The following is a 25,466-nucleotide window of genomic DNA, read 5'->3' as shown; positions in this document are numbered from 1 at the left end:
TCGGTCAGCTCAACCCGAGGCGGGCCATCAGGTCCGCCTCGATGCCTTCGAGCTGCGACGAGATCGCGGCGTGGGCCGCCCGGCGTCGCGCGGCGGGCAGATTCTCCGCGGCGGTGACCGCCGCCGACAGATCGGCGAGCCGTTCGTTGATGGCAGCCACGAACGCCTTGGTCTCGGCGTCCTTGGGCTTCTTGTCCTGCACGGTCCGCAGCGACTTCTCCGCCCCGGCGATTCGGGCCGACAGCTGGGCGCCGGGTCCGGAGAACTGGCCGATCTGCGCCAGCGGAATCCCGAGCCGATCCGCGCGGCGCTGATCGATCAGCGCGCGCGCCGATACGGCCAACCGGTAGATCACCGGCGTGAGGATCGGCGCGAGCAGCCGCGACACCGTGAGCACGCGGCGGATCCGTGTCGGAGAAAAGATCTTGCCCTCCCGCGTCGCCTTGAGTTGCGCCTCAGCGACTTTCAACGCATTGCGGTCGCTGTCGCGTTGCGCCTTGATCTGAGCCCTGAGCGCCTTGTTCTCCGCCCGCTGAGCGGATTTGGCGCGGCGCACCTCGTTTTTCGCGGTCAGCTTGGCCTCGAGCTTCGCGCGGGCCTTGATCGCGCGGGCTTCCGCGCGGCGCGTCGCGCGGCTCTTTCGCTTGCCGAACAGGCCCATTCCCGGCCGCCTCCCGGTATCTCGCTGGCAATCGTTGTCTAACGCTCTCGCGTTCGCGATCCGTTTGCCAACCCTAATCGGAATGGGCGCGCGGCGACCCGCCAGGGCTGCCAGGGCTGGCGGGAGGGCTCGAAAGGCCCCGGAAGGCGATCGTCAGGCTTGGGCGGCCGCTACGCGTCCAGGTGCTCCGCGCGACGCAGCTCGTTGACCCGGTCCATGACCTCGCGCTGGGCCTCGGGGGACAGCTCGATCGTGCGGACCGCGATGCGGCGCACATTGTCGTCGCGGGTCGTGGCCAGCCACGACAATTCCTTGTCGAGCTTCTCGTAGTACTCGTCGTCGGTGAAGTAGGCCGGCTTGATGCGGAAGAAGTTGGCCAAAGCGGCCATCGTCGCCGAAGACGGGTTGGTGCGGTTACCGGAACGCAACTGGGACAGGTAGGGAGCCGACATCGTTACGCCCTCCGCCTTGAGCGCCGCGATCACTTCCGCGGAGGTGTGCGGCCCGCGTCCGGGTGGATACACCGTGTCGAACAGGCGGTTAAGGCGAGCAGCGAACGTCGTGCTCATTGATATGACCTCCACTGGGCTGTAGAAGCGAACTATTACCTAGGTGTATTTGCTGATCATGGTAGCGAGGCTTGGTAAGGGTAACCAGGTGCAAACCCCGTAGGATTCCCGACCGGCATAGCTGATGCCCACCAACTCCCCACTTGACGAGCGTCTAACTGATTCGCTGGGGTGTCCACCAAATCCAAGGAACTCACAGGTTATCCGCAGAATCGGACACCCGTCCCGAAGTGGCGGGCGGGCCGCCTCGTGGGGGTCACGGCGAGCACCCGAGCCGTGCTGGGCGATTGCACCGCAACGGGCGGGCGCACCCGCCCGATCTGGGACGCCATTTGCTGCCGAGCGCGAAGTGGGACCCCGAAGGACACGTCGAAACCCGGCGGACAGCGATGGTCGAGGGGCCGTTAACTTAGCCGGCGCGGCGAGGTCGCCGGTTATCAGCGGGCAGTTCGGTCGTGATCGGCGGCCGACGTCGCGGTCGCCAGAGCGGCGTGGTCGCTCATGACCGCGGCCGCATAAGACGACATGATCGTCGGGGAGGCGAATCGCCGTTCGCGCGCCGCCGCGCGTCTCGGTGGAGGTCCCGGGGACCGATGGGCCTATTCGGTGCCGCTGAGCCGCATCGCTACGGATCCCATGTCGATCCGGCGATCGATTTTCCGCTGTCCTTATGCGGCGAGAAGCATCGCCAGAATTGCCGTGTCGGGATGGCTGATCGGGTCGACGCCCACCCGGCTCACCATCGAGGTGATGGTGCCGTCGGCTTCCGCTTCCACCCAAGCCGCCCGATGTTCCAGGCCGAGATAGGGCAACCCGGGCAGCAACACGCATCCCGATGCCGCGCCCGTGCATTCGGGCAGCGAAGGCATGGTTTCCGACGGCGGATGCAACATGAGTAGGGCGGGCGGCTGATGATCTGCGAAATAGCCTGGCTGGATTGCTGATTCACCGAAGACGGTGCCCTCGGCCAGCACCAGGCCGACCGTGCCCGGTTCGGGTTCGTCGGGCAATTCCTCGCGGGCGCCGAACACCGTTGTGGTGGAGAGCAATCCGGGCAAAGACGCGATCCTGACCGCGACCATGAGTAGTTGGGCCCACTCTTTCGTCGAATCGGGCCAGCGTCCGGAGATCAGGAAGCCTTTCAGGGCGCCACGAGAATGGAACGGGGAGACCCCGATAGGCCGATCCGACCCAGTTTCCATCTCGACCTCCGCGCGATGCCTCCGTTTGGGAATAACCACACTGGTAGTCCGAATAACTAAGAATGCCTGCGGATTAGGCGCCGTGCAACACGACACGGTCAGCTTCGCAAATCTTCACATCTGGCCGATTCCGGGCCAGACAAACGACTGGGGCGCCGCGCAATCCGCGCGACGCCCCAACCGATCGAAATGAAAGTCAGCCGAAAATCAGCCCCTGGGTTTTCGAGGTGGCAGCCGCGTACCGCTTCTGCACGTCTGCCCAGTTGACGACGTTCCAGAACGCCTTGACGTAGTCCGCCTTGACGTTCTTGTACTGCAGGTAGAAGGCGTGCTCCCACATGTCGACCTGCAGCAGCGGAATGATGCCGAGCGGGACGTTGGCCTGCTGGTCGTAGAGCTGGAAGGTCAGCAGCCTGCCGCCGAGGGTGTCATAACCCAGCACCGCCCAGCCCGACCCCTGCAGGCCGTTGGCGGCCGCGCTGAACTGCGCGCGGAATCGGTCAAAGGATCCGAACGCGTCATCGATCGCGGCGGCCAAATCACCGGTCGGCTTGTCGCCGCCGTCCGGCGACAGGTTCTTCCACCAGATCGAGTGGTTGACGTGGCCGCCCAGGTGAAAGGCGAGGTTTTTTTCGTTCAGGAAGATCGCAGCGTGGTCCTCGTTGGCGCGGGCCTCTTCGAGCTTGGACACAGCGTCGTTCACGCCTTTGACGTACGTGGCGTGGTGCTTACTGTGGTGGATCTCGTTGATCTGCCCCGAGATGTGCGGTTCCAACGCTGCATAGTCCCAGTCCAAGTCGGGCAGGGTGTATTCAGCCACGGCATTCCTTTCTTCGATTATCGTCTTGAAGCTCAGTCGCGTGGGGCCGCCTCGCGGCGGCCGGCCGCTATCAACCCTGCTCCATCACCGCGCGCACCGCAACAACGACCCCTGTTGAGCCGCAAGGCGGATACCCGCGCGGGAAAATTCAGAACAAGACGATGACCGCGAGCACAGCCAGCAAGGCCAATGCGATCAATCCGGCGCGTAGCGCCGCGATGCTGTAGCTGTGATTCCACGCGGGCGAGCCGCAATACGACTTCGACTGGGCCGGTGAACCCGGGCCGAACGAATGCGTGGCCATCAATCGCCTTCCACCCCCCGATCCACCCCGCGCTAGTGAGGTGAGTCACAAAACACTTTTGCGAACGCGATCATAGCGCTTTGTGGCGAGGTTGCGAAATAAGCCTCTGAGCTGCGGGTTGACGCCAACTCGAAGGTCCGCGGGCCAAAAACGGCAGGAGCCGGATGGCTGTCCGGACCGCTGTCGCGTCGGTGCTTAGTGAAGCAATCAATTTCGCTCGACGACCAATTGCGGCTGTCTATGACACGCGTCAAACACCGGGACGTTATCCACAGTTACATCACGGGCCGGCGCCAGAGGCTGTAGCGATGGCTATCTGTACCCCGTGGGTCTATGTGGATAAACCTGTGGAAACTGTGGATAGTCTGCGGCGCCTGAATACGTTGCCCACACCGCTCCTGCGCGCCCCGCGTTCCGCGGGCCGCATCGTCGCGGCGGGGCCCGATGGCGCCGCTTCTCCGCGCCCCGCGTTCCGCGGGCCGCATCGTCGCGGCGCTAGTCTGGTCCGGTGATCCAGGTGTGCTCCCAGTGCGGCACCCGCTGGAACGTGCGCGACCGGCAACGCGAGTGGTGTCCCCGCTGCCGCGGCGCCCTCATGGCGCCCCTGCCGGAGTCCCCACCCGCCGACCCGCGATGGGGCGCTGCAGGCGCCCCGCCCCCGGCCGGACCGCAGCGGTCTCCCGGGTGGCAGCGCACACCGCCGCGGCTGCCGCCCGGCTATCGCTGGATCGCGGTGCGTCCCGGCACCGCGCCGCGGGCCAGACACGGCCGCCGTCCGCTGGGGCCCACGCCGCGCTACACGGTGATACCGCGGTGGGGTTTGGCGGACCGCATAGAACACGCGCCCGCCGTCGCCGAAACGCCCGCGCCGCCCGGGCCGTCGGCGCACATCATCCGCACCACCTCATTCGTGAGCGTGCTGGTCCTCAGCATCGCCGCCCTGGTCTACGTCGTCCGCTATGTGCTGCTCGTGATCAACCGGGACACATTGCTCAACTCGTGGGTGGCCCTCGCCGCCGACTGGCTCGGCGTGCTCGCCAGCGTGGGCGCGGGTGCGGCGGTGATCGCCTCCGGCGTGCAGCTCATCCGCTGGATGATCGCCCGGCGTGCCGCCGTGTTCGCCCATCACGGCCTGCCCGAGCCACGCTCCGTGCGGGCACTGTGGGCGGGCTGCGTCGCGCCGCTGGCCAATCTGCTGTGGGCCCCGGTGTACGTCATCGAGCTGGCCCTGCTCGAAGACCACTGGGCCCGGCTGCGCAGGCCGATCCTTCTGTGGTGGATCGCGTGGGTCTGCAGCTACGCCGTCTCCATCGCCGCCATCGCGACCAGCTTCGCCACCGACGCCCAGGGCATCGCCAACAACACCGTGCTGATGGTTGTCGCCTACCTGCTCGCGGCCGCCACCTTGGCCGCCGCCACCCGCATTTTCGAGGGATTCCAGCGCAAACCCGTCGCGCGGCCTGCGCACCGCTGGGTCATGGTTCCCGACGACGGGTCCGTCGCGCCGGCTTCGGCTGACCCAGTTGAGTTAGAGGGGCAGGAACCGGCAGCATAGGGATATGACGTGGGCCGACGAGGTGCTCGCCGGGCACCCCTATGTCGTCGCCCACCGCGGCGCCTCGGCGGCGCGCCCCGAACACACGCTGGCCGCCTACGACCTCGCGCTCAAAGAGGGCGCCGACGGCCTGGAATGCGACGTGCGGTTGACCCGCGACGGCCACCTGGTGTGCGTGCACGACCGCCGGCTGGACCGCACCTCGACCGGTGCCGGCTTGGTCAGCACGATGACCCTCGCGCAATTGCGCGAGCTCGAGTACGGCGCGTGGCACGACAGCTGGCGCGAGGACGGCACCCACGGCGACACCAGTTTGCTGACATTGGACGCCCTCGTCTCACTGGTGCTCGATTGGCACCGGCCGGTGAAGCTTTTCATCGAGACCAAGCACCCCGTCCGGTACGGCTCACTGGTGGAGACCAAGCTGCTGGCGCTGCTGCACCGCTTCGGCATCGCCGCGCCCGCCTCCGCCGACCGGTCCCGCGCCGTGGTGATGTCGTTCTCGGCGTCCGCGGTCTGGCGGATCCGGCGGGCCGCGCCGCTGCTGCCCACCGTGCTGCTGGGCAAGACCGCGCGCTACTTGACCAGCGGTGCGCCCACTGCCGTCGGCGCCACCGCCGTCGGGCCTTCGCTGCTGACGTTGAGGGAATATCCCCAACTGGCGGACCGCGCCATCGCCCAGGGCCGGGCCGTCTACTGCTGGAACGTCGACGACTACGACGACATCGATTTCTGCCGCGAGGTCGGCGTGGCGTGGCTGGCCACGCACCACCCGGGCCGCACCAAGGCGTGGCTGCGGGGCGACCCCGCGGGCCAGATCAGCATCTAGTTCGACTGGCCATCCGCCGTGGTGGGCGGTAATGGCGCATCGGAGGCCAACGCCTGGAACAACCGGCCGGCCTCGTCGTGATTCCACACCACCACCGCGCCGGCGTCACCGCTGGTGAACTCCCCGATCGGGACGGTCAAGGTGGCGGTGGATCCGTGCAACGCCCAGCCGAGCCGGGCCAGATCCCACGCGTGGTCACCCTGGTCGACGGTCAGGGCGTCCGCCGCCGCGCGCGGCACCGAATACCAGCGCCCTGGATTGAGCCAGACCGCCGGGCTGCCGGCGCGATGCAGCAGTTCGGCCACGAACTGGCGTTCATTGACCATCCGGTCCAGATCTGCCCTCGGGGTGTCCCGCGTCCGGACGTACCCCAGGGCGTGGCGGCCGTCGAGGGTCTGGCAGCCGGCCGGCAGGTCGATGCCGGCCAGCGGGTCGCTGAGCGGGTTCTTCGGACACACGGTCACCCCGCCGAGCGCGTCCACCAGGGCGGCGAATCCGCCGAATCCGATCTCGGCGTAGTGGTCGATGCGCAACCCGGTGGCCTGTTCCACGGTGCGGACCAGCAGCTGCGGGCCGCCCATCGTGAACGCGGCGTTGATCTTGTCCTTGCCGTGCTCCGGGATCGGCACATAGGAGTCGCGCGGTATCGACACCATCGTCGTCGGAACCCCGGACCCTACGCCCGGCAGATGAACCAGCAGGATCGTGTCGGTACGGCCGTCGCCGATGTCGCCGCCGGTGGCCAAATCCTGTTGCTGCTCGGCGCTCAGGCTCTGACGGCTGTCCGATCCGACGATCAGCCAGTTGGTGCCGCGGCCGGGGCCGGGGCGGTCGGGATAGTCGGCGAGCACCTGCTCGCGGTGCAGTTTGGTATCGAACCAGACGGCGCCGGCGACGATGCCCGCGCCGATCAGCAGCACGCCCACCAGCAGTGCCGAGAACATCGTTGCGACCCAGCGGCGCCGCTTCCGGGGCGCGCTCGGCGCGCGTGGTCGTGGCGGGGGTGGTCGCTGCCCGGGGGTGACGGCCGCGGGGGCCGCTGGCACCGGCCGGTGCAGCGGCTGGGTCTCCGCGGTCGGTGACGGCGGCGAGGCGCCCGCGCGGCGAATCTCCTGCGGCGGCTCGGGCCGCCGACGCTGCGGTCCGCGGTCGCCGTTCACCTGGCTAACCTACGTGCCCGGCGCCGTGCCGCGCCGGTACGCCGCGATCTCGCTGGGCCAATTGCCCTACTCCTCCTCACCCCGCTACGCGGGCTGCATCGTCGTAGGGCTAGCCGCGCGCCCGCAACCCGTTGATGAACGGGCACCCCATCAGCACCCGGATGGCCTGCCGCAGACCGGTCATGTCGTCCACCGGCCTGTGGAACGGCAGCCGGACGTCGTGGTCGCGATCGTTGCCCTCGACGCGGAACCGCACGCCGTAGCGGTCGAGCCCCAGCGGTCGCACCTGCCCGCGGCGCAGCGGCGCGGGCAGCCGGGACACCAGTCGTGCCACCACGTCGCTGTGGGCGGTGTCCAGGTGCCACAGCAGGCTCGACTCGACCGCGCAGAACGGGTCGGGCCGGGCCGCCAGAAGGTCGTCCACGGTCACCGGTTCCGCGCCGGTCGCATCGGTGACGACGACCGACGCGATCTCGAGCCGCAGCAGCGTGTACCGCTGTTCTTGCCCCCGGGAGGGCGCACACCTCGGGGTGTCGACTCCCAGCAGGGCCGGATTCGGGCATTCGGCGGCGATCGCGTCGAGCGTTGTGAGGATCTCGGCCGGGGGCACCTCCCGCAGGCGCCCGCGCACCCATACCAGCGAACGGACCGGTTCGCGCAAAGGAAGTGGCGCGTAATCGGTCAGTTCCAGCAGAGCCTGCGATCCCGCGATGGGCCGCCCGCGTTCCCGTTCGACGGGCAGCGCCAGCGCGAAGGTGCCATCGTCCATCAGGTAATGCACGGGCGTGGGGACCGGGTCGTCATGCTCGATCGCCAGGAGTGCGCCGCCGGCGCGCACACATGCGCTGCGGATACGTTCGGCAGTGGTCGGGGCGTGGCAGCTCAGCGGTAACACCATTCTCATCCTTATGCTTAGGTAAGCCTAAGTTAACTTACCCGGGTTGGCGTCGCAAGCGTTTTCTGTCTGGCTCGCCGCTAGGGTTGGGACGTGGCCCGCATCGCTTACCTCGGTCCGGAAGGGACCTTCACCGAGGCGGCGCTGCGACAGATCGCCGCTGCCGGATTGATTCCCGCACAGGGGCCCGACGGGGTGCGGCCGTTGCCGGTCGAAAGCACCTCGGTCGCCTTGGACGCGGTGCGCGACGGCGCCGCCGACTACGCGTGCGTGCCGATCGAGAACTCGATCGACGGTTCGGTGACGCCGACCCTGGACAGCCTGGCCATGGGGTCGCCCCTGCAGGTCTTCGCCGAGACGACGCTGGACGTCGCCTTCAGCATCGTCGTGCAACGGGGATGCCGCGCCGCCGACGTGCGCACGCTGGCCGCCTTCGGAGTGGCGGTGGCCCAGGTGCGGCAGTGGGTGGCCGCCAACCTTGCCGATGCCGAACTGCGCCCGGCGTATTCGAATGCCGACGCCGCCCAGCAGGTGGCCGAGGGGCGGGTCGACGCCGCGGTGACCTCGCCGCTGGCCGCCGCCCACTGGGGGCTGGACACCCTGGCCGACGGCGTTGTCGACGAGCCCAACGCCCGCACCCGCTTCGTTCTGGTCGGTCTGCCCGGACCGCCGCCGGCCCGCACCGGAGCCGACCGGACGTCGGTGGTGCTGCGCATCGACAACGCGCCGGGCGCGTTGTTGGCCGCGCTTGCCGAGTTCGCCATTCGTGGCATCGACCTGACGCGAATCGAATCCCGGCCGACCAGAACCGGACTCGGCACCTACCGCTTCTTCGCCGATTGTGTGGGGCACGTCGACGACGACGCCGTCGCCGAGGCACTCAAGGCGCTGCACCGTCGTTGTGCTGATGTGCGCTTCCTGGGGTCTTGGTCCACCGGCTCGCCCGCCGGCGCGCTGCCGCCGTCCGCCGACGAGGCGTTGCGCTGGCTGGCGCGGGTGCGGGTGGGAAAGCCCGAACAGCCCGCCGGGGGGTCGCAGCGGTGAGCGGTCGCTTGATCTTGGTGCGTCACGGCCAGTCCTACGGAAACGTCGAGCGCCGGCTCGACACCCGACTGCCCGGGGCGGAGCTGACACCATTGGGCCGCGACCAGGCCCGGGCGTTTGCGCGCGGGTCGGGTCGGCCGGCGATGCTCGCGCACTCGGTGGCCACCCGGGCCTCACAAACCGCGGCGGTGATCGCGGGCCAGCTCGCGATGTCCGCCATCGAAATGCCCGGCATCCACGAGGTGCAGGTGGGCCAACTGGAAGACCGCAACGACGACGGGGCGGTCGCGGAGTTCAACGCGATCTACGACCGCTGGCACCGCGGCGAGCTGGATGTGCCGCTACCCGGCGGCGAAACCGGCAACGACGTGTTGGACCGCTACGTGCCGGTGCTCACCGACCTGCGCCTGCGCTACCTCGATGACCACGACTTCCACGGCGACATCGTGGTCGTCAGCCACGGCGCGGCGATTCGGTTGGCGGCCGCGGTGCTGGCCGGTGTCGAGGCCGACTTCGCCCTGGACAACCATCTCGACAACACCGAATCGGTGGCCTTGACCCCGATCACCGACGGGCGGTGGAGCTGCGTGCGCTGGGGAACCTTGGCACCGCCCTTTTATCCAGAGCGCGAGGCGACCCCGGTCGTCGACGCGGTGCGGTCAAGCACCGATCCGATGGGCTGACACCCGGTCAGACGGCCAGTGCGACCACTTCGGTGCAGGCACAGCCCACGGCGTCGCAATCGATGACGAAGGCGTGCAGCAACAATTCGGGGCTGAAGCAATCCGGCTCGGTGCACTCCGACCGGTGCAGTGCGTGGCGAATGATGGTGCCGTGACAGTGATCTAAGCCTGCCCGGCAGTCGCGGCAGTCAGTGCTCATACGCCGTTCATAGCACCCGCCGCGGACAAATCCGGGATGCCGCGCCCAGTCAGGCCCAGCCCAGTTCGTGCAGCCGGTCGTCGTCGATGCCGAAGTGGTGAGCGATTTCGTGGATCACCGTGATCGCCACCTCCTCGACCACCTCGGCCTCGGATTCGCACGAGTCCAGCAGTGCCTCGCGGTAGATGGTGATGGCATCCGGCAGCGCACCGGCATAGTCGGAGTCGCGTTCGGTCAGCGCCACGCCCTCGTACAGCCCGAGCAGATCGGCGTCCTCGGGATGGCGGTCTTCGACCAGGACGACGACGTTGTCCATCGCCGCGGCCAGCGCGGGCGGTATCAGGTCGAGGGCGTCGGAGACCAGCTCGTCGAACCGCCGCCGATCCATCCGCACGGGCACCGGGCTAGCCCCCCGGCGGGGGCTCGGCAGGCGGAGCGGGCGGCGGTGGTGGCGCCTCGGGTGCCGGGTTGGCCGGGGGCGGTGCGCCGTTGTCCGCGGGCGGCGGCTGCGGTGCTTGCGGGGCGGGAGCCTGCTGCTCGGGTGGCGGGGCTTGCTGGGGTTGCGTCACCACCGGTTGCTGCCCCGGCAGGTGCTGATTGTTCGGCGGGATCTCCGGGGGAGTGGCGGCCTGGTTGGACGGCTCCTGCGCCGGGCCCTGCAGTGGAATCGGCGGCATCGTGAGCCGCTCTTCGGGAATGTCGGGCGGGGGCACCGGGGGCTGACCGTTGATCAGCAGCTGGCCTTTGGCGCTGTTCAGCAGGGTGGCCCAACCCCCGTTACCCAGCGTTGCGCCGACGCTGCAGGCCACCTCGCGGCTGCCGGCCGTCCAACTCGACAGCGGCACCGTGGGGTAGATCAGCGTCAGCGTGGTGGTGCGCAGCTTGACCGGCGCCAGGTACGCGTCGGTCATCTTGGTGCACGAATCCTTGATGAAGGCGTCCTGGTCCGGCTCGGCGGGCGGGGCGGCGGGGAACTTCTCGGCCAGGTTGACCGTGCCGGTGACCTCCATCGCGTGCGGGGCCGCGCAGTCGACCGGCACATCAGTCGGCTGATTGGTCGCCGGGTCGATACCCAGGCAGGTGCCGGCCGGCCACACCTTGGACTGGTCGACGTCGGCGACCTTGCCCTTGAACGGCTGCTGCTGGTTGTTCATGCCGGGCAGTTGCAGGCCGCACAGCATGCGGCGATCGCCGGACTGACGCCAGGCCCGGTCGCCGGGCCACAGCAGGCTGACGGTGAACTTGCTGTTCGGATCGAATTTGAGCCCGAGGTAGTTGCGGACGGAAGCCTCGCACTGCTCCTGGGTGATCTGCTGGATGCGGGCGGGGGTCGGGGGCGCGGCGTTGGGCCCGTACTCGGAGCCCGGGAACGTCCGCATATCGATGGATTCGGCGACTTCAAACTTGTGGTCGTCGCCGCAGTTGACGATCTTCGCCGACTCCGGGGTGGTGTCGGGCCACATCAGGCATTCCCCGCGGGAGGCACGGTTGAGAGCGGCGTCGCTCTTGGCTCCGGTGCTGCGCACGGGGCTGCTGTCGAGCAGTCGTCCCGATCCGGTGCCGACCGGGATCGCGGTGACCAGCCCGGCGATCAGCAAGCCGCCGAGGGCGGTCAGCAACAGCGCTCGCCTGGTCGCGCGGGCCTGCAGGCTGCGTGGCCACAGGAAGGCGGACGGCTGCTGTGCGGAAGGCTCACCGGTCGAGGCGGCGGGCGTCTCGACTGCGGGGCCTTCCGAACGTTCCGTCTCGGGCGCTTGCGACATCGGGTCCATTCTGACAGGGCCAACTGAGGCGCGTGACAAAAGTTACGGATGTGAGTCCTGAGCCGGCCGGGGTGGATGCTCTGCCCGTCGGCCTGTGCCGGTGAAAGTAGTCTCAGGGCCGTGATCGACCTGAAGCTGCTCCGGGAAGACCCCGACGCCGTGCGCCGCTCCCAAACCAGCCGCGGCGAAGACCCGACGCTGGTGGACGCCCTGCTGTCGGCCGACGCCGCGCGTCGGGCCGCCATCTCGTCCGCCGACGCGCTGCGGGCCGACCAGAAGTCCGCCAGCAAGAGCGTCGGCGCCGCGTCGCCCGACGAGCGTCCCGCGTTGCTGGCGCGCGCGAAGGAGCTGGCCGAGCAGGTGAAGGCCGCCGAGACCGCTCAGAGCGAGGCGGAGACGGCGTTCACCGCGGCGCACATGGCCATCTCGAACGTCGTCATCGACGGGGTCCCGGCCGGTGGGGAGGACAACTTCGCCGTGCTCGACATCGTCGGCGAGCCCCCGGCGATCGACAACCCCAAGGATCACCTGGAACTGGGCGAATCGCTGGGCCTCATCGACATGCAGCGCGGCGCCAAGGTATCCGGCTCGCGGTTCTATTTCCTGACCGGCCAGGGCGCGCTGCTCCAGCTCGGCCTGCTGCAGTTGGCGCTGCGGGTGGCCGTCGAGAACGGGTTCATCCCGATGATCCCGCCGGTGCTGGTGCGCCCGGAGGTGATGGCCGGCACCGGATTCCTGGGCGCCCATGCCGACGAGGTCTACCGCGTCGAGGCCGACGACCTCTACCTGGTGGGCACCTCCGAGGTGCCCCTGGCCGGCTACCACTCGGACGAGATCCTGGACCTCTCCGGCGGCCCGCTGCGGTACGCGGGCTGGTCGTCGTGTTTCCGCCGCGAGGCCGGCAGCTACGGCAAGGACACCCGCGGCATCATCCGGGTCCACCAGTTCGACAAGGTCGAAGGCTTCGTTTACTGCACGCCCGCCGACGCCGAGGCCGAACACCAGCGGCTGCTGGGCTGGCAGCGCGAGATGCTGGGCCACATCGGGGTGCCGTATCGGGTGATCGACGTGGCCGCAGGCGATCTCGGCTCCTCGGCCGCGCGCAAGTTCGACTGCGAGGCATGGGTTCCCACGCAGGGTGCCTACCGCGAGCTGACGTCGACGTCGAACTGCACCACGTTCCAGGCCCGCCGGCTGGCCACCCGCTACCGCGACCAGAACGGCAAGCCGCAGACTGCGGCCACACTCAACGGCACGCTGGGCACCACCCGCTGGCTGGTGGCGATCCTGGAGAACCACCAGCGGCCCGACGGCAGCGTGCGGATTCCCGAGGCGCTGGTGCCGTTCGTCGGCGCCGAGGTGCTCGAGCCCGTCAGCTAGAGCGCCTTGCCGGCCAGCTGACCCGGGGTATGCCCGAAGGCACGCCGGTAGGTGTCGATGAAGGCACTCGTTGTGGCCCAACCACATTCGGCTGCCACCGACGTGACATCGCGGCGATCGGCGAGCAACACGAGTGCGTGTTGCAGCCGGACCTGGGTGCGCCACTGCGGGAACGTCATGGCCAGCTCGTCGCTGAAGAGGCGGCTCAGCGTGCGCTGGCCGACGCCGACCCGGTTGCCGAGCTGCTGCAGCGTCAACGGCTCCCGCAAGTTGTCGGCGATCAATGCGCACGCGTGCCGCAGCCGGGGATCGACGGGCGTGGGAATCCACAAGGGCTCCGCGACGCTGGTCGCTTGCAGCTGATCGTGCAGGACGGCCAGCATCCGGTGATGCTCGACGGTCTCGGTGCCGCCGGCGTGCGAACACGCGATGATCAGTTCGCGCATCAGCGGGCTGACCGCCAGCACGGCCGGCGCCGCCGGGCCGCGGCGATAGCGGCCGGGATCCAATGCGACGCCGTGGAATTGCGTGGTGCCGTGGAACTTGTGTTCGTGCCAGCACCCGGCCGGTATCCAGATGGCGCGGTTCGCCGGCGTGATCCACGTTCCCGCGGGGGTGGTCACCGACACCGCACCCGAGGACGGGTAGACGATCTGATGTTGCGGGTGGCGGTGTCGTTCGATCCGCGCCCCCGGCGGCAGCGTCTGCGCCGACGTCACCAGTCCGTGGTGGCTGATTTCCGACATATCTCGGCAGGATATCGGAAGCCCGCAGCCGGTGTGGCGGCGTAGCGTGCTCGGTATGGCGATGAACCTCCTCCACCGACGGCGCTGCAGCTCGGCCTCATGGGAAAAGGCGGTGGCCGATCAGCTGTTGCCGTGGGCGTTGCAGGGCGTCGAATTGGGCACGCGCACTTTGGAAATCGGCCCCGGATACGGCGCGACACTGCGCGCCCTGCTCGATCGCGCGGACTCGCTCACGGCCGTTGAAGTCGACGGCGCCATGGCCGATCGTCTGCAGCGCCGGTACGGCGACCGGGCGCACATCATTCACGCCAACGGCACCGAAACGGGACTGCCCGCGGACGATTTCACGTCGGTGGTGTGCTTCACGATGCTGCACCACGTTCCGAGCGCCGGGTTGCAGGACCAACTCTTCGCCGAGGCGTTCCGGGTGCTACGGCCCGGCGGGACATTCGCCGGCAGCGACGGCGTCCCGTCGTGGGCGTTCCGGCTGATCCACGTTGCCGATACCTACAACCCCATCCCACCGGAGGACCTCCCCGGCCGGCTTCGAGCCGCGGGATTCACCGACGTCCACACCGACGTCAACCGCGGCCGCCAGAGATGGCGGGCCACCAAGCCGATCTAGGCGGAGATTTTCGGCGCCGGCTCACCGGCGACCTGCTCATGCCGGCGCTGGCGTTCCATCGTCGCGAAGTAGAACGCGAATGCGAACGCGAAGCTGGTGAACAGGCTGGACACGAAGTACAGCCACGGGTGGCGCAGTCCGCGCCGGTAGCCGTCCACGATCGTAAAGATCGGCAGCAGAATCACATTCGCGATCGTGTAGTCCTGGCTGGCCGAGCTGGCGGCCGGGTTGGTGAACATCAGCTTGATGTATTCAGCCCAGCTCCCGTGTTCGCCCCACACCGGATTGGTGGAGCCGTGCGAGTACTCCTGCACGAAGGTGATGTTGAAGTACCAGCCGAGCGCGACGGACACGACGCCGACGACGTAGTACACGATTTCCATCGGCGAAAAGAGTGGGCCGTTGGCCGGCCGGGCGAAGACCTTCGAGTTCGACCTGACGATCCAACTGATGACCGCCAGTCCGAGCACCGCGTGAGTGAGTAGCGAGACCATGGGCGCAGTCTCACCCGCGCCGCGAAGTTTTGTCAATATTGACACAACAAGCGGGATGACAAATCCGAAGTCTTGGTACCTTACTGAGATGGTCAGGCCCGCTCAGACGGCGCGCAGCGAGCGCACGCGCGAAGCGTTGCGCCAGGCCGCCCTGGTGCGATTCCTGGCCCAGGGTGTCGAAGACACGTCGGCCGAACAGATCGCCGCCGACGCCGGGGTGTCGCTGCGGACCTTCTATCGCCACTTCAGCTCGAAGCACGACCTGTTGTTCGCCGATTACACCGGCCTGCACTGGTTTCGCGCCGCCCTGGACGCCAGACCGGCCGACGAACCGATCATCGACTCGGTGCAATCGGCCATCTTCTCGTTCCCGTATGACGTCGACGCGGTCAGCAAGATCGCCGCACTGCGCCAGGACGAGCTCGACCCCGGCCGCATCGTCCGCCACATCCGGGAGGTCCAGGCGGACTTCGCCGACGCCATTGCGGCACAGCTACAACGGCGTGGCCGCGGGGCCAACGGCACCGCGGAGCCGACGGCGGACCAGCGGGTGCGCATCGCGGTGACCGCGCGGTGTATCGCCGCCGCCGTCTTCGGCGCGATGGAGGTCTGGATGGTCGGCGGCGACCGGTCTCTCGGCGAACTCGCGCGCTTGTGCCACGCGGCGCTGGAGTCGCTGCGAGCGGGGATCACCGACTCCTGGATCACGGCGACCGCGCCCCAAGTTTCGTCATAATTGACAAAACTTTGCCGTCGTGCGAGCCTCCTTTTCGGAGGGCAGACATGACTGGTTATGACGCGATCGTCATCGGTGCGGGACACAACGGGCTGACCGCGGCGGTGCTGCTGCAAAAGGCCGGACTGCGGACGGTGTGCCTGGATCCCAAGCTCTACGCGGGCGGGATGGCTTCCACTGTCGAGCTTTTCGACGGCTACCAGTTCGAGATCGCCGGCTCGGTGCAATTCCCGACGTCACAGGTGGTGGTCGACGAGCTGGGCCTGGCCACCATGCCGACGATCGACCTGGACGTGATGTCGGTGGCGGTGCGCGGCGTCGGTGACGATCCGCTGGTTCAGTACAGCGACCCCGTCAAGCTGTTCACCCACCTCAACGAGGTGCACGGGGCCGACGCCGTCAATGGAATGGCGGGGCTGATGGCGTGGAGCCAGGGCCCTACGCGCGCGCTGGGCCGATTCGAAGCCGGAACGCCGCCCAAGAGTATCGACGAGATGTATGCCTGCGCCACAAACGAATTCGAGCGCTCGGCGATCGACGACATGCTGTTCGGCTCGGTCACCGACGTGTTGGACCGGTATCTGCCGGACCGCGAAAAGCATGGCGCGCTGCGCGGTTCGATGACCGTGCTGGCCGTCAACACGCTCTACCGGGGTCCGTCCACGCCGGGGAGCGCGGCCGCGCTCGCCTTCGGCCTGGGCGTTCCCGACGGCGACACGATGCAGATGAAGAAGCTGCGCGGCGGCATCGGCGCGCTGACCTCGCACCTGTGCGACGTGCTGGAAAGGCACGGCGGCGAGCTTCGGCTGCGCACCAAGGTGACCGAGATCCTCGTCGCCGACGGGCGGGTGACCGGCGTGCGCACCGAGGCCGGCGAGACGTTGGACGCCCCGATCGTCGTCTCCGGCATCGCCCCGGACATCACGCTCAACGACATGATCGAACCTGGCGCGCTGCCCGCCGACATCCGGGAGCGCTATGCGCGCATCGACCACCGCGGCAGCTACGTGCAGATGCACTTCGCGCTGGACGAGGCTCCCGCCTTTGCCCCCCCGTACGAGGCCCTCAACGAGCCGGCCATGCAGGCCTCGATCGGCCTGTTCTGCACGCCCGAAGAGGTCCAGCAGCAGTGGGAGGACGCTCGGCGCGGGATCGTTCCGGCCGACCCGACGGTCGTCTTGCAGATTCCCTCGCAGAACGACCCGGACCTCGCCCCGGAGGGCAAGCACGCCGCGTCGGCGTTCGCGTTGTTCTTCCCCATCGAGGGCGACGTGGATTACGGGCAGGCGAAGGTCGAAATGGGGCAGCGGGTGATCGACAAGATCACCCGGCTCGCACCGAATTTCGAGCGCAGCATCATCCGGCACACCACCTTCACGCCCAAGCACATGGGGGTGATGTTCGGCGCGCCGGGGGGCGACTACTGCCACGGTTTGCTGAATGCCAATCAGATCGGTCCCAACCGGCCCGGCCCTCGGGGCTTTTTGGGCCAGCCGATCCCGATCGAGGGGCTGTACCTGGGCAGTGCGGGCTGCCACGGCGGGCCGGGAATCACGTTCATCCCCGGCTACAACGCGGCGCGCGCGGCATTGGACGCGCGCTGACGCATCGCCCAGCGGGTAACCAGTGCCAGAAATGGCACCAGACGTCGCGATCAGTGCACGCTCGGCGACGAGCGCTAGCCGCGCCCGCTCAGCAATTCGTCGAGCAGCGCGGTGAATTCCTCGGGACGCGCCGGCGTGAACGCGGGGCTGGGCCAGGTCCCCGGCACGTCCAGGCTGATCAACGTCGACCGGAACGGCCGTTGTATGTCCAGGGGGAGCCAGCGGCGAAAGTCCGAGCTGCCCCAGATCCGCAGCCGCTGCGTGAACAGGCCCAGCTTCTCGGCTTTGTATCCGCGGATCGTGTCGAGCGCGATGACCTTGGATGTGCCCGACGGGAAGTGGTAGCGGCGCAGCGTGATCGCCGTGCGATCCAGCTGCACCAGGCCGTCATCGTAGGAGCCGTTCACGCCCGGCGGCTCCGCAGCTGGTGGCCCCGCGCGGTCAGGCAACGTCCGTCGTCCAATCGCCACTGCCACCCGTGTAGGTTGCAGGTCAACGTGTTTCCTTCCACCACACCGAATTTCGACAGATCAGCCTTGAGGTGGGGACAACGGCGCTGAATCTCCCAGCCATCCAGCGTGATCGACGCCGAGTCGTCGTGGGTTTCGGCGAACCAGCCGTCGGCGTAGGCGATCCGTTCGTCGGTCAGGCACTTGAAGAAGGTGTAGAGGTACTCGTTGTAGCCGCCCACACGCCACGCCCTGAAGCGGGTGGACAAGAAGATGGTGTTGACCCAGTCCGGTTCGTCATCGCGCAGCACGGTGCGCACCAGCTCCGGCGCTATCTCGAAGCCGTAGCGGACCTTCTCGTCCGGAATCCGTTCCCGCACGGCCCGTTTCGGGAAGTCCAGGATCACGGTCTCGGGTCCGAGCACGAGTTCGACGGGATAGCCGATCCCGTCACAGATCTCGTCGCTTTGCGACATGATCGGCTCGAACAGGGCGCGCAGCGGCTCCAGCAGCGGCTCCCCGGCGGCGGGGGCCCAGCTCGCCCGCTCCGCGGCGATGACCGGCGCCATCCGCTCGGCGTACTCGGCGATGTAGTCGGCTTTGCCCGTGGTGAAGATGGCCTCGACCTCGGCGCTGGGCAGCGGGTGGCGCAGCGAATTCAGGGTGGACCCGGTGAAGTCGGCCCTCGACCCGGGGATCATCAGCAAACCGCCATCGTTTCCGTGCATGCGCATCTGATCCAGGAACACCATTTGATCGGGGAAGATATTGGCCGGATCCGCGTGGTCGTCGTTGAGGTGGCGCAACTGTGGATCCAGGAAGCAGGGCGGGCCCGCGGACGGGACCACCCACGTCGCCCCGACCTGGGCGAGGTATTGGCGGGCGCGGTCCATCTGCCGTTGCCGCTTCTGGACGCCGAACGATTCCTTGGCGCGCGCCGGCATGTCGTAGACCATCGGGTACCAGATCGCCCCGGAGTACTGCAGCAGGTGCACATCGATGTGCCCGAACTCGGACGCCAGCACGTCCAGATCGACCGGCCGCGCGTCGTTCATGTTGAAAACCGTTGTCGCGCCGTCGGAAACCAACAGCGCCGAATCGCCGATGGGGCCGTCGGCGGGCGCCCGCAGGGCGATGATCATGACGTCGAGGCCGCCCTCGGGTCCGTCGATCCGATGCTTGACTGAATCGCTGGTCTCAAAGAATCGGTGAAAACCCAACTCCTGCAACGCATCGCGCAGGTCCGGCACCGGGAAGTCGGGCAGCAGGACCGTCGCGTCCTTGTTGACGTGCTCGGCCAGATTCTTCGCGTCGAAGTGATCCTTGTGCAGGTGCGACACATACAAGTAGTCGCAGGCGCCCAGTTTGTCCCAGTCCAGCGTGCTGTTGTCCGGGAACGGGAACCAGGATGCGAAGTAGGCGGGATTGACCCAGGGGTCGCAAAGGATGCTGCCCGCTTGGGTCTCGATCAAAAAGCCGGCGTGGCCTACGCTGGTGACCTGCACTAATACCTTTCCGGGGGCCTTACAGGGACCGATTCGATCTCGGCCGGCGATGACGGTTTTCAGCTCCCGAGCTTAGCGCGGGGCGCCGGGCCGGGTGCGGTGCCGCGGGCCGCCGGCCCGAGGTCGACGCTGCCGATTCTCGGCACTGGGGGCGCCGCACAGTCGGGGGCACTAGGCTGATGAGCTGTGGAACCGGTTTACGGGACGGTCATCGCACTAGCCCGCTTGGTATGGCGCGTCCAGGGCCTGAAGATCACGATCACGGGCGTGGAGAACCTACCGAAAAGCGGCGGTGCGGTGATCGCGATCAATCACACCGGCTACCTGGACTTCACGTTCGCGGGGTTGCCCGCCTACAAGCAGGGCCTGGGCCGCAAGGTGCGGTTCATGGCCAAGCAGGAGGTCTTCGACCACAAGGTCACCGGGCCGATCATGCGCAGCCTGCGCCACATCTCGGTGAACCGGCAGGACGGCGCCGCCTCCTACGAGGCCGCCGTCCGGCACCTGAAAGACGGTGAGCTGGTCGGGGTTTATCCCGAAGCCACCATCAGCCGCAGCTTCGAGATCAAGGAGTTCAAATCGGGGGCCGTGCGCATGGCGGTCGAGGCCGGGGTGCCGATCGTTCCGCACATCGTCTGGGGCGCCCAGCGCATCTGGACCAAGGACCGCCCGAAGAAGCTGTGGCGGCCGAAGGTGCCGATCATCGTCGTGGTCGGCGAGCCCATCGAGCCGACGCTGGGCATCGAGGAATTGAAGGGCCTCCTGCATTCGCGGATGCAGCACCTGCTGGAACGCGCGCAGGAACTCTATGGCGCTCATCCCGCCGGGGAGTTCTGGGTGCCGCACCGGTTGGGCGGAGGCGCCCCATCGCTGGCGGACGCGGCCCGGTTGGAAGCCGAGGAGGCGGCCGCCCGGGCGGCTCGCCGGGCCGGGCCCGCAGGGGCGCCGGAGTAGTGATCGATGGTGGAGCCGACCTTCCGCGCGCTGGAGCTTCTGGCCCGACTGGCGGTGACGGCTACGGGCACCACAATCACGTATCGCGGCGAGCAGCACATCCCTGAGCGGGGCGGGGCCGTGGTGGCGATCAACCACACCAGCTATGTCGACTTTTTGCCCGCCGCCCTGGCCGTGCATCGCCGGGGAAGACGGCTGCGGTTCATGATCAAAGCCGAGATGCAGCAGGTGAAGGTCGTCAATTTCCTGATCAAGCACACCCGCACCATCCCGGTGGACCGCGGCGCCGGGGCGGGCGCCTACGCGGTGGCCGTGCAGCGGCTCCGCGAAGGTGAGCTGGTGGGCGTGTATCCCGAAGCCACCATCAGCCGCAGCTTTGAGCTCAAGGAGTTCAAGACCGGTGCCGCCCGGATGGCCCTCGAAGCCGACGTCCCGATCGTCCCGCTGATCGTCTGGGGGGCGCAGCGAATCTGGACCAAGGACCACCCACGTAAACTGGGTCGCGTCAAAATACCTGTCACCGTGCAGGTGGGCGCACCGTTGTGGGTGCGCGAAGACCTTGCGCAGGCCGACGTTGCCCTGCGCGACTCGATGACCACGTTGCTGCACCAGGCGCAACAGGACTATCCGCACGAGCCCGGAGCGTACTGGGTGCCGCACCGGCTGGGCGGCACAGCCCCGACCCGCGCGGAGGCCGCGCGCATCGAGGCCGACGAGGCGGCGGCCCGATCGGCCGCCCCATCGCCCAAGAAGGCCGCCAACCGGGCCGAACGCCCGTCGCAGTAGGCGAAGGAGAAGACATGCCTGAGGGGTTCTATCGGTTTGCGGAGTGGATCGTCCCGCCGATGGTCGCCATGCAGGGAACCACGTTCACCTATCAGGGCCTCGAGAACATCCCCGAGCGCGGCGGCGCCCTGCTGGCCCAAAATCACACCAGCTACCTGGACTGGCTTCCGACGCTGATGGCCGTCCGGGAGCGCCGGCGGCGGGCGTACTTCATGATCAAGGCGGAGATGGCCGACGTGAAGGCGGTCAACTACGTCATCAAGCACGCCCGGCTGATCCCGGTGGATCGCAGGTCGGGGCACGACGCTTTCGACGCGGCGGTGCAGCGCATGCGCGAGGGCGAGCTGATCGGAACGCACCCCGAGGCCACCATCAGCCGCAGTTTCGAACTGCGGGAATTCAAAACCGGGGCGGCACGCATGGCGCTGGAAGCCCAGGTGCCGATCGTTCCGGTGATCGTGTGGGGCGCCCATCGCATCTGGCCGAAGGACCATCCGAAGAAGGTGCTGCGCAACAAGGTTCCGATCACCGTGGTCGCCGGGCGCCCGCTGCCACCGCGGGGCACGCCCGAGCAACTCAACGCCGTGTTGCGTGAGGCGCTCAATGCCCTGCTGTATCGGGTGCAAGAGGAATATCCGCACCCGAAGGACGAATTCTGGGTGCCGCGCCGATTGGGCGGCGGCGCGCCCACCCAGGACGATTCCCGAGCCATTCGGTTGTCGGAGTTGCAAGACCGGATGCAGAAATACGGAACCGACGGCGTCACGCGACCGGGGCAGACCCAAAGCGGATTGCATTGAGCGGTCGGACCCGATGACGATGAAGCCGACGCTCATCGCCTGCGACGTCGACGGCACGCTGTTCGACGATGACGAAAAGATCACCCCACGCACCCGCGACGCCATCCGCGCCGCGGTGGACTCCGGCGCACAGTTCGTCGTGGCGACCGGACGCCCGCCCCGGTGGATACGTCCCGTCGTCGACGCGCTCGGCTTCGCCCCAATTGCCGTGTGCGCCAACGGCGCCGTGATCTATGACTCCGCGAACGACCGGGTGGTCTCGACGCGCACGTTGTCGGTCGACACGCTGGCCGAGTTGGCGGAGCTGGCGACGCGCGTGATCCCCGGCGCGGGGCTGGCCGTCGAGCGGATCGGCGAACGCGCGCATGACACCGCGACCCCTCAGTTCATCAGCTCGCCGGGTTACGAGCATGCCTGGCTGAACCCGGACAACACCGAGGTGTCGATCGAAGACCTGCTCAGCGCCCCGGCGATCAAGCTGCTCATTCGCCGGGCGGGGGCCCGCAGCTCCGACATGGCCGCCGAACTGGCCAAGCACGTCGGCATCGAGGGCGACATCACCTACTCCACCAACAACGGCCTGGTCGAGATCGTGCCGCTGGGGATCAGCAAGGCCACCGGCGTGGACGAGATCGCCAGGCCGTTGGAGATCGGCCGCGACCAGGTGGTGGCGTTCGGCGACATGCCCAACGACCTGCCGATCCTGCACTGGGCGGGGCATGGCGTGGCCATGGGCAACGCCCATCCCGACGTGCAGGCCGCCGCCGACGAGGTCACCGCCGCCAACAACGACGACGGCGTGGGGCGGGTGCTGGAACGCTGGTGGCCTTAGCTTCAGGCCGCGCCGGGGTGCGTCGGCAGCGAGAAATGCTCGGCCGGCACCGTTGGGCCGCTTGGCAATTGGGTGGCCAGCGGCGTAGTGATCCCGTCCACGACTTCGCTGACGTTTCCGGTCAGCCGTTCAAAGTTCAGCGTCCCATGCTGAAAATTCTGCGTAATCTGCAGGGGCTCTTGAATTTCCGCACTGGTGGGCAACCCGAGCGGGCCGCGCTCGTAACTTTCCGAACCCCAGGCGTCGTAAATGGCGCCGGTGACCGGCTGGGGACCGGTCTCGGGTGACCAATACATCGCACCCCGGGCGAAAGTGACGAAGCGGGCGTCACCGGCCGCGCTGTCTTCCGGCGAGGTCGGCGCGCCCAGCACGCTGTTCATCCCGCCGATCGCCTGCCAGTGTTCATAGATCGCGCCGCCCTGCAACGCCTTGATCAATTCCTCCGGTGGATCGTTGAAATGCGATGCGATGTCCCGCATTTCGTCCATCAGCGCATAGGCGGCGTTGCCCGGGCAGTCGGTGTTGCCCACGTCGCGGTGGGTAAAGATGGTCGGCAGCGTCGCGATGGAGCCGGCCGGAAAGGTGGTGTAGTGGCTACCGGCCGACTCCAGTTGCACCGTGCCCTTCGGGTCGACGCCGTCCATGCCCAATCGCCAGCCGAGCAGCCGGCCCACGGTGCGCAGTTGGATCGGCGTCGGGGGCACGTCGTCGAAGTTGCCGATCATCGACACGCCCCAGGTGTTGCGGTTGAATCCGCCGGTGTGGAAAGCCTCGACCGCTTTGGTGAGCCCGCCGGCGCTGCCCTCGAACACCTGGCCGTACTTGTCGACCAGCGCGTTGTAGGCGATGTCGCACCAGCCCAGCGTCTTGCTGTGGTAGGTGTAGATGGCCTTGACGATCCCGGCTGATTCCAGCGGCGAATAGTCGTTGCTGCCCGCGGTGTGGTGGATGACCGCGGCGCGAATTCCGTTGTCGTACTGCGGGCTACCGCAGCGCAGCGATTCGTCGGCGCCCCATTCCGCTCGGCTGATGATCGGGGGCGCTTGCCCGGGCATCACCACCCCGGACGGTGGTGTCCACTGCGTCTGGGCCGGCGCTTGCGGCGGGGAGATGAGGACGGCGGAGATGTTCTGGCCGAAGGGCTGTTCCCTCGAGGCCGGTTTGTATCCCAGATCCTTCGCGTCCCCCGGGGGCGCCGGGGGCGGCCGGGTCGCCTTGGCGTCGAACGGGCGGGTCACCGCGATCTGGACCGTCGTCGCGGTGCCGACGAAGACCGGATCCGTGCCGCGCGGCCCCTCCGCGGCCCCGGCAGGGTGGTCGGCCCGCGACGGGTCGGGCGCCGCGGTTTCGTACTCGGTCTGATACCAGGGGCCCCACGAACCGTCGGGACGCTTGGCGCGCACGCGGGTCGACGTGCCGGCCAGGTCGCCGGTCAGCGCCACCAAAGAGAACGGGGCGTGCTGACTGATTTCCCGAACCGTGACTCCGGCACCCAGCCCGATCAGCGGCTGCTCGACGAGTTGGGTGCCGCGCGCCGGCTGCGGGACGGCTCCGCGACCGCGTGTCGCGTCCCCCACCCACGAGACGATGACGACGGTCGCCGCGATGGCGGTGAGCAACATCGTCGGTGCGCGACTGCGAGACACCAGCCGATGTTACGTGTGTTTCTAATGTTATCTATGAGACGACACGAGGTTGAGCGCTGTTGAATCTGCACCAAGATCGACGGCACCGCAGAGGATTCTGCGGTGCCGTCTGGTGGAGGGTTTGCGAAAGGTCAGACCGGGGGCAGCAACGGTACCGCGCCGGCAGCACCCGCGGCGGCCGGGAGAGCTCCCGCCGCGGCGCCGGGCAGGGCGCCCGCAGCGCCCGGCAGGGCACCGGCGGCCGCACCCGGGAGGGCACCCGCCGCCCCGCCGCCCTGCATGCCCTGCGTGATGGCCGGCATCACCAAGCCCTTGAGCAGGTCAATTGCCTGACCGGCGCCCAACTGGTTGGCGGCTTGCATCACGTCGTTGACCAGGCCGCCACTGGCACCGGAGCCGGAACCACTGCCCAGGCCGGTGCCGCCGCCGATGGGCGAGGCGTTACCGAATGTCGACGGGTCGCCGAGGATCGGGTAGGTGCCACCAACGCCCGGGTCCAATCCGGCTCCGGAGTCGATCGGAACTTCGCTCGGCGACAGGGTCGGGCTGCCCAGGCCCGGTGCGACGCCAGCCGGGCTGGTCAGTCCGGGGTTGGACAGCGCCGGGTTGAGGCCGGCGCCCGGGGTCGCGATCCCCGCGCCCGGGGTGGTCGGCAGCGCGCCCGGGGCGGTGAGCCCGGGCGTCGTGGGCGCCAGACCCGGGTTCGTCAGGCCCGGACTCGCCAAACCGGGGTTCGCCAAGCCGGGGCTCGTCAAGCCCGGACTCGCCAAACCGGGGCTCGTCAAGCCGGGGCTGGTCAAGCCGGGGCTCGTCAAGCCCGGATTGGTCAGGCCCGTCGTCCCTACTCCGGGGGTTCCGAGGCCTGGAGTGCCCAGGCCGGGGCTGGCGAGACCCGGCGTGGTCGCGCCCCCGCTCAGGGCGGGCACCGGGGGCATGTTGATCCCGAATTGGGACAGCCCCTGCGACAGCGCGCCCATCAGTTCACCGGGCAGGTCGCTCATCACCGCGGCCTGCTTGAAGTCGTGATGCTCGGGCGCTTTGTTGTCGGCCGTCGATTCGTAGACAAGGAAGTATGCGCACGGACTCGCCACTGCCAGGGCGGCTACCGCGCTCATGGCTGTCGAGAGCTTGCGTCGGCGTCGGTTCGGCACGGAAGTCTCCTCTATCTGACTGTGTGTTGTATCGGCGCGTCCCGCCGGTGCTAGCTGGCAGGAATCACACAAAG

General features: G+C 68.2%; 27 protein-coding genes and 1 pseudogene. 12 read left to right on the top strand and 16 right to left on the bottom strand.

The window, feature by feature from the left end; all coding sequences use genetic code 11:
* Positions 1–4: 4 nt before the first annotated feature.
* The 5 genes from A5775_RS19805 to A5775_RS25720 all read right to left on the bottom strand — a co-directional run bounded on the left by A5775_RS19805 (position 5) and on the right by A5775_RS25720 (position 3,556).
* Positions 5–661, bottom strand: a complete 657-nt coding sequence (locus A5775_RS19805) for a DUF6474 family protein (protein ID WP_067256135.1) — start codon at positions 659–661, stop codon at positions 5–7.
* Between the two features lie 170 nt (positions 662–831).
* Entirely contained in the window at positions 832–1,230 is a 399-nt protein-coding gene (locus A5775_RS19800) for a secretion protein EspR (RefSeq protein WP_067256132.1), read from the bottom strand.
* Positions 1,231–1,898: 668 nt separating this feature from the next.
* On the bottom strand, positions 1,899–2,432 hold the full coding sequence (locus tag A5775_RS19795; RefSeq protein ID WP_067256129.1) for a peptidase: 534 nt from the start codon (positions 2,430–2,432) through the stop codon (positions 1,899–1,901).
* 196 nt (positions 2,433–2,628) lie between these two features.
* Positions 2,629–3,252, bottom strand: a complete 624-nt coding sequence (locus A5775_RS19790; RefSeq protein ID WP_067256127.1) for a superoxide dismutase — start codon at positions 3,250–3,252, stop codon at positions 2,629–2,631.
* Positions 3,253–3,400: 148 nt separating this feature from the next.
* Entirely contained in the window at positions 3,401–3,556 is a 156-nt protein-coding gene (locus tag A5775_RS25720; protein ID WP_197512752.1) for a hypothetical protein, read from the bottom strand.
* A 508-nt stretch (positions 3,557–4,064) separates the two neighbouring features.
* Here A5775_RS25720 and A5775_RS19785 point away from each other — a divergent pair.
* Complete coding sequence (locus A5775_RS19785; RefSeq protein ID WP_197512750.1) at positions 4,065–5,111, top strand: DUF4328 domain-containing protein; 1,047 nt, start codon at positions 4,065–4,067, stop codon at positions 5,109–5,111.
* A gap of 4 nt (positions 5,112–5,115) precedes the next feature.
* Entirely contained in the window at positions 5,116–5,940 is an 825-nt protein-coding gene (locus tag A5775_RS19780) for a glycerophosphodiester phosphodiesterase (protein WP_067256125.1), read from the top strand.
* Here the strand turns inward: A5775_RS19780 and A5775_RS19775 are convergent.
* Together A5775_RS19775 and A5775_RS19770 are read right to left on the bottom strand one after the other, a co-directional pair.
* Positions 5,937–6,884 (bottom strand): LCP family protein, encoded by a 948-nt coding sequence (locus tag A5775_RS19775; protein ID WP_067256123.1) that lies wholly within the window; start codon positions 6,882–6,884, stop codon positions 5,937–5,939. The genes A5775_RS19780 and A5775_RS19775 overlap by 4 nt on opposite strands.
* Positions 6,885–7,209: 325 nt before the next feature.
* On the bottom strand, positions 7,210–7,998 hold the full coding sequence (locus A5775_RS19770) for a DUF2470 domain-containing protein (protein WP_067256121.1): 789 nt from the start codon (positions 7,996–7,998) through the stop codon (positions 7,210–7,212).
* A 90-nt stretch (positions 7,999–8,088) separates the two neighbouring features.
* Between A5775_RS19770 and pheA the strand changes: the two genes are divergently transcribed.
* Both pheA and A5775_RS19760 read left to right on the top strand, forming a co-directional pair.
* Positions 8,089–9,039: a prephenate dehydratase gene (gene pheA / locus A5775_RS19765; RefSeq protein WP_067256119.1), complete on the top strand. Its 951-nt coding sequence runs from the start codon at positions 8,089–8,091 to the stop codon at positions 9,037–9,039.
* Positions 9,036–9,722 carry a histidine phosphatase family protein gene (locus A5775_RS19760; protein WP_067256116.1) on the top strand — a complete coding sequence of 229 codons (687 nt, stop codon included), beginning with the start codon at positions 9,036–9,038 and terminating at the stop codon, positions 9,720–9,722. The genes pheA and A5775_RS19760 overlap by 4 nt, the downstream gene beginning before the upstream one ends.
* A 7-nt stretch (positions 9,723–9,729) precedes the next feature.
* On the opposite strand, the gene A5775_RS19755 is transcribed toward A5775_RS19760, so the two are convergent.
* The 3 genes and pseudogenes from A5775_RS19755 to A5775_RS19745 form a co-directional block, all read right to left on the bottom strand.
* Positions 9,730–9,921 (bottom strand): hypothetical protein, encoded by a 192-nt coding sequence (locus A5775_RS19755; protein ID WP_067256114.1) that lies wholly within the window; start codon positions 9,919–9,921, stop codon positions 9,730–9,732.
* Positions 9,918–10,321, bottom strand: a pseudogene (locus tag A5775_RS19750) (metallopeptidase family protein). Before A5775_RS19750 ends, A5775_RS19755 begins: the two are co-directional and overlap by 4 nt.
* 4 nt (positions 10,322–10,325) lie before the next feature.
* Positions 10,326–11,693 carry a septum formation family protein gene (locus A5775_RS19745; protein ID WP_067256110.1) on the bottom strand — a complete coding sequence of 456 codons (1,368 nt, stop codon included), beginning with the start codon at positions 11,691–11,693 and terminating at the stop codon, positions 10,326–10,328.
* A 111-nt stretch (positions 11,694–11,804) separates the two neighbouring features.
* On the opposite strand from A5775_RS19745, the gene serS reads away from it, so the two are divergent.
* The gene (gene serS, locus A5775_RS19740) at positions 11,805–13,064 is read left to right on the top strand and encodes a serine--tRNA ligase (RefSeq protein ID WP_067256107.1); all 1,260 of its coding nucleotides are present in this window, start codon (positions 11,805–11,807) and stop codon (positions 13,062–13,064) included.
* On the opposite strand, the gene A5775_RS19735 is transcribed toward serS, so the two are convergent.
* The gene (locus tag A5775_RS19735; RefSeq protein ID WP_067256105.1) at positions 13,061–13,810 is read right to left on the bottom strand and encodes a helix-turn-helix transcriptional regulator; all 750 of its coding nucleotides are present in this window, start codon (positions 13,808–13,810) and stop codon (positions 13,061–13,063) included. The genes serS and A5775_RS19735 overlap by 4 nt on opposite strands.
* A gap of 55 nt (positions 13,811–13,865) precedes the next feature.
* Between A5775_RS19735 and A5775_RS19730 the strand changes: the two genes are divergently transcribed.
* Positions 13,866–14,435 (top strand): class I SAM-dependent methyltransferase, encoded by a 570-nt coding sequence (locus A5775_RS19730; RefSeq protein ID WP_067256337.1) that lies wholly within the window; start codon positions 13,866–13,868, stop codon positions 14,433–14,435.
* Here the strand turns inward: A5775_RS19730 and A5775_RS19725 are convergent.
* Entirely contained in the window at positions 14,432–14,929 is a 498-nt protein-coding gene (locus A5775_RS19725; protein WP_067256103.1) for a DUF2834 domain-containing protein, read from the bottom strand. The two genes, A5775_RS19730 and A5775_RS19725, sit on opposite strands and share 4 nt — an antisense overlap.
* Before the next feature lie 88 nt (positions 14,930–15,017).
* Between A5775_RS19725 and A5775_RS19720 the strand changes: the two genes are divergently transcribed.
* Both A5775_RS19720 and A5775_RS19715 read left to right on the top strand, forming a co-directional pair.
* Positions 15,018–15,665, top strand: a complete 648-nt coding sequence (locus A5775_RS19720; protein ID WP_067256101.1) for a TetR/AcrR family transcriptional regulator — start codon at positions 15,018–15,020, stop codon at positions 15,663–15,665.
* 47 nt (positions 15,666–15,712) lie between these two features.
* Positions 15,713–17,269, top strand: a complete 1,557-nt coding sequence (locus A5775_RS19715) for an NAD(P)/FAD-dependent oxidoreductase (protein WP_067256099.1) — start codon at positions 15,713–15,715, stop codon at positions 17,267–17,269.
* Positions 17,270–17,343: 74 nt separating this feature from the next.
* Here A5775_RS19715 and A5775_RS19710 read toward each other — a convergent pair whose 3' ends face one another.
* The gene (locus tag A5775_RS19710) at positions 17,344–17,676 is read right to left on the bottom strand and encodes a hypothetical protein (RefSeq protein ID WP_067256097.1); all 333 of its coding nucleotides are present in this window, start codon (positions 17,674–17,676) and stop codon (positions 17,344–17,346) included.
* A complete protein-coding gene (locus A5775_RS19705) occupies positions 17,673–19,223 on the bottom strand; it encodes an MBL fold metallo-hydrolase (protein WP_067256095.1) in 1,551 nt (516 codons plus the stop codon). The genes A5775_RS19710 and A5775_RS19705 overlap by 4 nt, the downstream gene beginning before the upstream one ends.
* Positions 19,224–19,409: 186 nt before the next feature.
* Here A5775_RS19705 and A5775_RS19700 point away from each other — a divergent pair, with 186 nt between their 5' ends.
* From A5775_RS19700 to A5775_RS19685, 4 genes are read left to right on the top strand one after another with little or no spacing between them, the layout of a single operon-like run.
* On the top strand, positions 19,410–20,177 hold the full coding sequence (locus tag A5775_RS19700) for a 1-acyl-sn-glycerol-3-phosphate acyltransferase (protein ID WP_067256093.1): 768 nt from the start codon (positions 19,410–19,412) through the stop codon (positions 20,175–20,177).
* Positions 20,178–20,183: 6 nt separating this feature from the next.
* The gene (locus A5775_RS19695; RefSeq protein ID WP_067256091.1) at positions 20,184–20,963 is read left to right on the top strand and encodes a 1-acyl-sn-glycerol-3-phosphate acyltransferase; all 780 of its coding nucleotides are present in this window, start codon (positions 20,184–20,186) and stop codon (positions 20,961–20,963) included.
* A 14-nt stretch (positions 20,964–20,977) separates the two neighbouring features.
* Positions 20,978–21,763: a 1-acyl-sn-glycerol-3-phosphate acyltransferase gene (locus A5775_RS19690; protein WP_067256089.1), complete on the top strand. Its 786-nt coding sequence runs from the start codon at positions 20,978–20,980 to the stop codon at positions 21,761–21,763.
* A 19-nt stretch (positions 21,764–21,782) separates the two neighbouring features.
* Entirely contained in the window at positions 21,783–22,595 is an 813-nt protein-coding gene (locus A5775_RS19685) for an HAD family hydrolase (protein WP_156660783.1), read from the top strand.
* A 2-nt stretch (positions 22,596–22,597) separates the two neighbouring features.
* Here A5775_RS19685 and A5775_RS19680 read toward each other — a convergent pair whose 3' ends face one another.
* Both A5775_RS19680 and A5775_RS19675 read right to left on the bottom strand, forming a co-directional pair.
* Entirely contained in the window at positions 22,598–24,241 is a 1,644-nt protein-coding gene (locus tag A5775_RS19680) for an LGFP repeat-containing protein (RefSeq protein ID WP_197512748.1), read from the bottom strand.
* Positions 24,242–24,372: 131 nt separating this feature from the next.
* The gene (locus A5775_RS19675; RefSeq protein WP_197512746.1) at positions 24,373–25,392 is read right to left on the bottom strand and encodes a PirG; all 1,020 of its coding nucleotides are present in this window, start codon (positions 25,390–25,392) and stop codon (positions 24,373–24,375) included.
* Between the last annotated feature and the right edge of the window lie 74 nt (positions 25,393–25,466).

The organism is Mycobacterium sp. 852002-10029_SCH5224772 (genome assembly GCF_001667315.1).
In the GTDB taxonomy this organism is placed as follows: Bacteria; Actinomycetota; Actinomycetes; order Mycobacteriales; family Mycobacteriaceae; genus Mycobacterium.
The sequence above is the reverse complement of the archived record's forward strand: the minus strand, read 5'-3'. Positions and strand labels throughout refer to the sequence as shown.